Origin of the sequence: Streptomyces sp. MZ04 (assembly GCF_004684775.1) — a bacterium.
Classification (GTDB): domain Bacteria; phylum Actinomycetota; class Actinomycetes; order Streptomycetales; family Streptomycetaceae; genus Streptomyces.
The window spans coordinates 21,913-28,491 of the sequence record NZ_SRIC01000088.1 but is presented as its reverse complement, the minus strand read 5'-3'; the positions used below and the strand labels follow the sequence as shown (position 1 = coordinate 28,491).

Genomic DNA, 6,579 nt, shown 5'->3' with positions numbered 1-6,579 from the left:
GGGCGGGGGGACTAGGGCCCGAGGGGCCCGGAAGTTGGCCATGCAGGGTGGCGGTGCACCGTCGTGCGCTCTCGCCGAACGGTGCACCGCCATTCCGCATCAGCAGGTTTCGGTGTCAGAGCCCATAGCGCGAAAGCGCATCAGCGAAACCCGACCATCCGTAGTCGGAGCGCGGCGAACGGTCCTGCGGCGCATACTGATCCGAGGTTTGGGTTCTGTCACTGGTCGCGCATCCGTCAGTGCCGTACTGCGAGTCGCCGTACTGCGAGTCGCCGTACTGCCGGGTTACCGACTGGCCATAGTCCTGCGAGTTGGCGGCGTCTGGCACCTGGCCGCGGTCCTGGCCGTAGCCCGTCTCCTTCGCCCTGGCCGACGGGGTGTAATCCTTGTCCTCCGCCCTGACCGGCGCGTAGGTACGCCGACCGTGATCCGCGCGCTCCGCCGTGGCCGCCCGCCCGTAGCTCTGGTCCGGCTTCGTGCCCCGGTGGCCGTAGCCCTTGTCCTTCGCATCGTGCTCAACCGCGGTCGGCGCCTTGGCCCGCCGGACGTCACGCTTGTCCTGTGCCTCGTCCTGCGGCGGGCTCCACCACTTGTCCTCCGACTTCTTGGCCTGCGTCCTGACCTGTCGGCCCTGACCTGTGTCCTGTGCCTTGACCTGCGCCTTGTCCTGTGCCTTGTCCTGTGCCTTGACCTGCGGCCCGTTGCCGTGGTCCGGCGCGTCGTCCTGTCGGCTGGCAACAGCCTTGTCGTCTGCCTGGGACGTTGCGGTTATGACGCCGACAGTCGCGAGGCTGAGGCCAACTGTCGCCAGACCCATTCGTATGGGTCTTGGCTTGAGCGATATTTTCCTGCGTTTACCCATTGTGGACCTTCTTGTTTTCTCCATAGGGATCTGGCCGGACGCTAAAATGGTGCGTCCCGTCTGCCAGATGGAACTCTTTGTCACTCGGCTTGGCCTTTGAGGTGAACAGAGTGACCTGCCGCCGAGCACTTTGCTGCGAACGAAAGTTCTTGGCGTCCGTCTTCTGCCGGAAATCCCGGGGAATCATGGAAATTCAACAGGTGAGAAGGCGTCTGAGCCTGCCGACCACGTCGGGGAACAGTCCCCCTGGTTTCCGGCTGTTCGGCCCACTGTCGAAGGTGTAGAACTTGCGGTGATCCAGCATGTCGGCCGGGGTGACGTTGTTCCACGGCCGCATGCTCTGGCGAAGAGCCACGACGTCCACGGCCTCCGTGGTCGGCTGATAGGACGAGTCGGGGTGGCGCGCCTGCCAGTCGGCCCAGAGTTTGTCGACGAACGCGTGGTGCAGCCAGAAGACCGGATCGTTGGCGGAACCCCCGGTGGCCATCTGGCCGCCCACCCAGACATGAATGCGGTTGTGCAGATTGACGCCGCGCCAGCCTTCGAGGTGGTTGCGGAAGCCGTCCGCCAAGCTGTTCCACGGGGGCATGTCGTACACCTGCATGGCCAGTACGGAGTTGACCTCTGAGCGGCTCGGCAGCGGGCGCCCCCCGCTGCCGAGCGCCCGGCTCAGGAAATTCCGTCCGTCGACCCGTTGGGTGATGGGCCAGTCTCCTCTACTGAAGGCGAACGGGCCGTCTTCCACCCGGCCGTCCCCGGCACGGCCGGAGCCGCCCATGAAGTCGGCCGACCAGAGAGAGGAATCCGTACTGCGATCGGCCGTCCAATCCCAGTAGGGAAGCGCGACCGAGGGGTCGACCGCCTGCAGTTCCTGCTCGAATTCCAGGAGGAATCTGCGATGCCAGGGGAGAAACGACGGCGAACGGTGGCCGACGCGATCGCCGTTGTCGGTGTCGCTCATGATGAATCCGTTGTGGGTGGCGACGAAAGCGTCGTATCGGCCGCTGCGCTTCAGTTCCAGCAACGCTGCGACGAAGCGCAGTTTCTCACCGGCGCTCAGGGTCGCCTGGTTTCTGCGTACCATCGAGTGGGTCTCTCAGCTCTTCTCTTCGGATCTACGGCCAGCGGCCGACATCAAGTGCGCAGGTGGCAAGGGAAGCGACCGTGGCGCCCTGAAGTCCGTCCACCGCGGCCCGTGCCACCGCCCGTAGGTCGGTGAAGGTCTGGTAGTGGTTGACCGAACTGCTCCAAGTGCCATCGGCGTTGCGCATGACGTGCAGCTCCCGGCCGTCGATGAATACGGCGTAGCCGCCTTCATGGTGCTGCTCCGCTCTGGTGGCCCTGCCCCGTATGCGGCGCCCCTTGAACGTCTCGTCGAACGGCCGCTGCGCTTCGTGTCCATCGGGCTGGTGACGGTCCTCGCCCGGCCGGCCGGAATGCTGCGGCTTGGCCTCGTCCTCGACCGGCCCGCTCGACCGATGCGATCCGGCGTGGGAACTGTCCTGGTTCCCGCTGGTGGCCGGCTCGTCCGACCGATGCGATCCGGCGTGGGCACCGGGCCCGTCGCCGCTTTCACCCGACTGTGAAGCCTTGACAGCGAAGGCCGCAGACGTGCAGACGGCGAAGGCCACGGCGCCCAGCACGCGGCGACGGGTACTTCCGGGACCGGCACCGCTGTTGGTATCGGCACCTGCGGTGTCGTTCATCGACTTCTCCCTCGATCCGGGCGCGGCCCGCGTTTCGACTCGTGAGCCGCGCCGGCGGATGGATTGCCTGAATTCGAAAATGCGCACGCGACGAGACGCGCTGCGGCACGAGGATTCTGAGGGTGTCGAAGGTCGGCCGTATCCCCTTGCTGGATGAGGATCGGGCCGCCGAAAGATCTACCGCGTGGTTCTGCCCCGCTGTCCCGGCCCGGCAGTCCCCTGTCTGACGTCGGACGTGACAGAGCCCGCGACGGGACTGCGCGAACTGATGGCTGCGGGACATACGACTGGGGGTGGATCCGCTGCGACGATCGCCAGGCGTTGAATGTCCGTCGTCGGTCCGGCAGAGCCGCCGCCCCCAGCCGCCCTGCCGGACCGGTCTCCAAGGTGGGTCGCTTGACTTGAAGTCGTCGCGCAGACCGCCGCGTTCACTGAGCATCAGCCCCGTGGAGAGCCGTACGCACATCGTCGGGGTACGGCTTGCTGCCGTCGTGACCGCAGCCGGGGCGCCTCACTCAGGGGGTCTGTCGGCGCACCGCGCCACCATGACGGCACCGGTGGACCGGGCGGGGCTCGGCGACGCGCACGAGACCGATCTTGAGCGGTACGCAGCTTCCTGGGCGAGGCGCGGACACTGCTGTGCGCGGACCGGCACTTGGGAACGGCTACCCCGCCGCAGACCACCGCGCTCTGGGGCATGAGCCACGAGCACCACCGGCGATCTCGCCCATCAATGGCGGTAACAGGCCTGGCTCAGCCGTCGGTTCACTCTCCGACGGCCGCGGCAGGCGGCGCAATCGGCGCTCCCTCGCATATGCGGGCCGCAAAGAGGTCCGTAGAACAAGCAAGGAAAGGAACCCCGCCTCACCGTCGGTTGGAAGCCGATCGTTGACAGTCGACGGGGTGTCCGGCATGAGGACCGATCGGCCTGGTGCGCCCCGCGCGGCGGCGTGACTGTTCGTCATACGGCCGCCGCGCGGCGTTGGCCAGGAGGCGGGATCACCCAGCGGGGTCCCTGGGGACCCCGCTGCCCGAACATCTACTGCTGGGGAGACTGCGCAGGCGAAGGGAGGCCCGCCCACTCGCCCCGGCCCTCGTTCCTCTCGCCCGAGATCGTGCTCGTGCTTGTGCTTGTGCTTGTGCTCTCTATCCTGCTGGAGGCGCTATCGGGATGGTTCGGACGCTCGGTATCGCAGTGGTCGTGGCCGACGGCGGCGGGATCGCCGGTCGTGCCCTTGTCGCTGGAGAACGTCCTCTGCAAGGGAAGCCACTCTGCCCCCTTCTGACTCCGGATGTAGTCCCGCAGCTGGTTGAACTGCTTGTCGTCGAGACCCTGAATATGATTGTTGAGAGCGGTCGGGATCTTCGCGCCGGGGCGCTCCGCAGCCGGGGTGCCGAGACCAGGCGTGTCGGCGTCCCCGTCAGCCATCTCCGCCACCCAACTCACCCAATCGGACAGCTGGTTCACCACCCACCGCATCAACTCCGTCAAGCCGTGCCCGTCCCAACCGCCACCGACGATCCCCCCGGGCATACCACCCGGCTGACCGGCAGACGGCTCACCACCCGGCCTGGGCTTCCCGTCAGCCTGCCCACCGGGCTCAGGCTTCCCCTCGACGGGCTTCCCCTCGGCAGGCTTCCCCTCCGCGGGCTTCTCCTCGGCAGGCTTCTCCTCCGCGGGCTTCCCTTCGGCAGGCTTCCCCTCGGCGGGCTTCCCCTCCGCGGGCTTGCCTTCCGCGGGCTTGCCTTCCGCGGGCTTGCCTTCCGCACGCTTCTCCTCCGCGGGCTTACCTTCGGCAGGCTTCTCCTCCGCGGGCTTCTCCTCCGCGGGCTTGCCTTCCGCACGCTTCTCCTCCGCGGGCTTACCTTCGGCAGGCTTCTCCTCCGCGGGCTTCTCCTCCGCGGGCTTCCCCTCGGCAGGCTTCTCCTCGGCGGGCTGCCCCTCCGCGGGCTTGCCTTCCGCAGGCTTCTCCTCCGCGGGCTTCTCCTCCGCGGGCTTCCCCTCGGCAGGCTTACCCTCCGCGGGCTTCCCCTCGGCAGGCTTACCCTCCGCGGGCTTCCCCTCGGCAGGCTTCCCTTCCGCGGGCTTCCCTTCCGCGGGCTTCTCCTCCGCGGGCTTCTCCTCCGCGGGCTTCTCCTCCGCAGGCTTCCCCTCCGCAGGCTTACCCTCCGCAGGCTCCCCCTCCGCAGGCTTACCCTCCGCAGGCTCCCCCTCCGCAGGCTCCCCCTCCGGCTGCCCGCCCGGCTGCGCAGGCTTCCCCTCCGGCGGGCGGCTCACCCGGTCCGCCGTCCAGGGCCGGCGCTTCCGGTGTGCCGGCCGTCTGCCCGCCCTCCGCTGGTGTCTCGTCCGGCACGGCGTCCGGGGCCGACATCTCCGTCTCGCCAGGTTCATCCGCCTGAGCAAGGGACGCGGTGGCTCCGGCAGCTACTACAGCGAGGCCTACCGTGGCGAGGCCTCTCGCCATTGGCCTCGGCACATACGTCGACTTCTTACGATGCTTGCCCATGAAGGCGCCCTTCGTGTTTTGCGTGGGAGGTGAGGCGGGCCCGGGCGGCCAGAGCGCAGCGAGCCGGGGCATCGGTCGGGGACCCCGGCTTGCCTCTGCGCTCTGCGCGCGCCCGGTCCGAACAGCCCGCGAGTGGGATTCAAGAGCGAACGATGGTTTGGTGGATCTATCTCAGGATGTAGATCAACCACAGCGATCGAACGCTGGCTGACCGGCTGCAGAATGGGGCTCAATCCGGCTGCGTACAGCCGCCCTTGACTGTCGCCCGCGGGCAGGCGGTCAAACAGCCGGTGATTCCATCGCCTTGGGGGCCTGGGTCAGCAAGGTGTGGGCGAACACGCTGTAGAGGGTGTCGTTGGGACCGTCCGCGATACGCAGCCCGCGGATGTCCCTCAGCCGCTTCTCCATGGGGGTGTGCCGGGTATAGCCGTGGCTGCCGTGCAGCTGGAGGGCGAGGTCCACGGCGCGGAAGGCCGCATCTGTGGCGAATGCCTTGGCTGCGGAGCAGCCCGGCGCGTCGATGTCGCCCTGGTCCATGCGCTCCAGGAGGGAGAAGCACCAGGCGGTGGCGGCATTGACTTCGGCTGCGGCGCTGCCCATCCGTGCGGCGACGGACGGGATGGCGGCCAGGGCCGTACGGCCCACAGTCCGCTGTCGGGTGCGGGCCGCGGATTCCCGGATCGCGGCGCTCGCGGCTCCGAGGCACACCAGGGCCATCATCAGGCGCCAGGCGGAGAAGTGCGTGTCGAAGATCCGGCGTCCTGCCCCCGGTTCGGCGAGCAGGCAGTCCTTGTCCAATTGGACGTCGACGAAGTGCAGGTGCCCGAAGCTCCAGCCCTTCATGCCCAGGGGCTCGGTGGTCTCGGTCAGGATGCCCTTGGCGTCCATCGGCAGCCAGACCGCCGACAGCGGCACACCGCGCAAGTCGACGGCGCCGACGTCGTCCCGGTGGACGAGCTTGCAGAAGACGACGAAGCCGATCGACTCCTCGACCCTGCTGATCAGTCCCTTTCTGCCTGAGAGCACCAGGTGGTCATCGTGGTCGACCACGATGGTCTCAAAACCACGCAGGTCCGAACCGGATTGCGGTTCGCTGGACGCCACACCCACCAAGTGGCCTTGCTGGACCGCCTGTTCATGTACGTGCCGGGCGAGGGAGGCAGACCCGTGCCGCAGCGCCATCGCGGCGTGGCCGGAGCTGAATATCTCCCGCGCATCGCAGTCCCGCCGGCCGGCAAGGAACATCGCCATTCCCTGGGCGACGCGGCGCAGGTCGTGTTGTCGGCCGAGTGGGTTGATGTCGATGCCGGTGAGCCCGGCTGACGCCGCTTCTCCGCGCAGACCGAGCCAGTCCGGCTGCGGGTCGTCCTGTGTCAGGGGTTCGGGCACATGAGCGTCGAGGAACGCTGTGAGCCGGGAATGGATGCCGTCGAGTTCGGGGTGACGGGCGAGGACCGTATGAATCTCGCTCAAGGTGAGACTGCTCCCTTGTTGATCGTGTCAG

General features: G+C 67.8%; 5 protein-coding genes. All 5 read right to left on the bottom strand.

The features are described 5' to 3' along the window. Nucleotides 1–115: 115 nt before the first annotated feature. The 5 genes from E2651_RS19830 to E2651_RS19805 all read right to left on the bottom strand — a co-directional run bounded on the left by E2651_RS19830 (nt 116) and on the right by E2651_RS19805 (nt 6,548). Nucleotides 116–817, bottom strand: a complete 702-nt coding sequence (locus E2651_RS19830; RefSeq protein WP_135332517.1) for a hypothetical protein — start codon at nt 815–817, stop codon at nt 116–118. Between the two features lie 238 nt (nt 818–1,055). Further along, nucleotides 1,056–1,946 (bottom strand): tyrosinase family protein, encoded by an 891-nt coding sequence (locus E2651_RS19825; RefSeq protein WP_135332516.1) that lies wholly within the window; start codon nt 1,944–1,946, stop codon nt 1,056–1,058. Between the two features lie 31 nt (nt 1,947–1,977). Further along, nucleotides 1,978–2,568, bottom strand: coding sequence for a tyrosinase family oxidase copper chaperone (locus tag E2651_RS45955; protein WP_135332515.1), 591 nt, complete (start codon nt 2,566–2,568; stop codon nt 1,978–1,980). 1,039 nt (nt 2,569–3,607) lie between these two features. Then, nucleotides 3,608–4,846: a hypothetical protein gene (locus E2651_RS44680; protein WP_209446196.1), complete on the bottom strand. Its 1,239-nt coding sequence runs from the start codon at nt 4,844–4,846 to the stop codon at nt 3,608–3,610. Nucleotides 4,847–5,354: 508 nt separating this feature from the next. Next, entirely contained in the window at nt 5,355–6,548 is a 1,194-nt protein-coding gene (locus tag E2651_RS19805; protein WP_135332512.1) for an acyl-CoA dehydrogenase, read from the bottom strand. Nucleotides 6,549–6,579 lie beyond the last annotated feature (31 nt).

What these genes read in the sequence shown, in the direction of transcription:
- E2651_RS45955 (WP_135332515.1), bottom strand. Translation starts at nt 2,568, where the DNA reads ATGAACGACACCGCAGGTGCCGATACCAACAGCGGTGCCGGTCCCGGA.
- E2651_RS19830 (WP_135332517.1), bottom strand. Translation starts at nt 817, where the DNA reads ATGGGTCTGGCGACAGTTGGCCTCAGCCTCGCGACTGTCGGCGTCATA.
- E2651_RS19825 (WP_135332516.1), bottom strand. Translation starts at nt 1,946, where the DNA reads ATGGTACGCAGAAACCAGGCGACCCTGAGCGCCGGTGAGAAACTGCGC.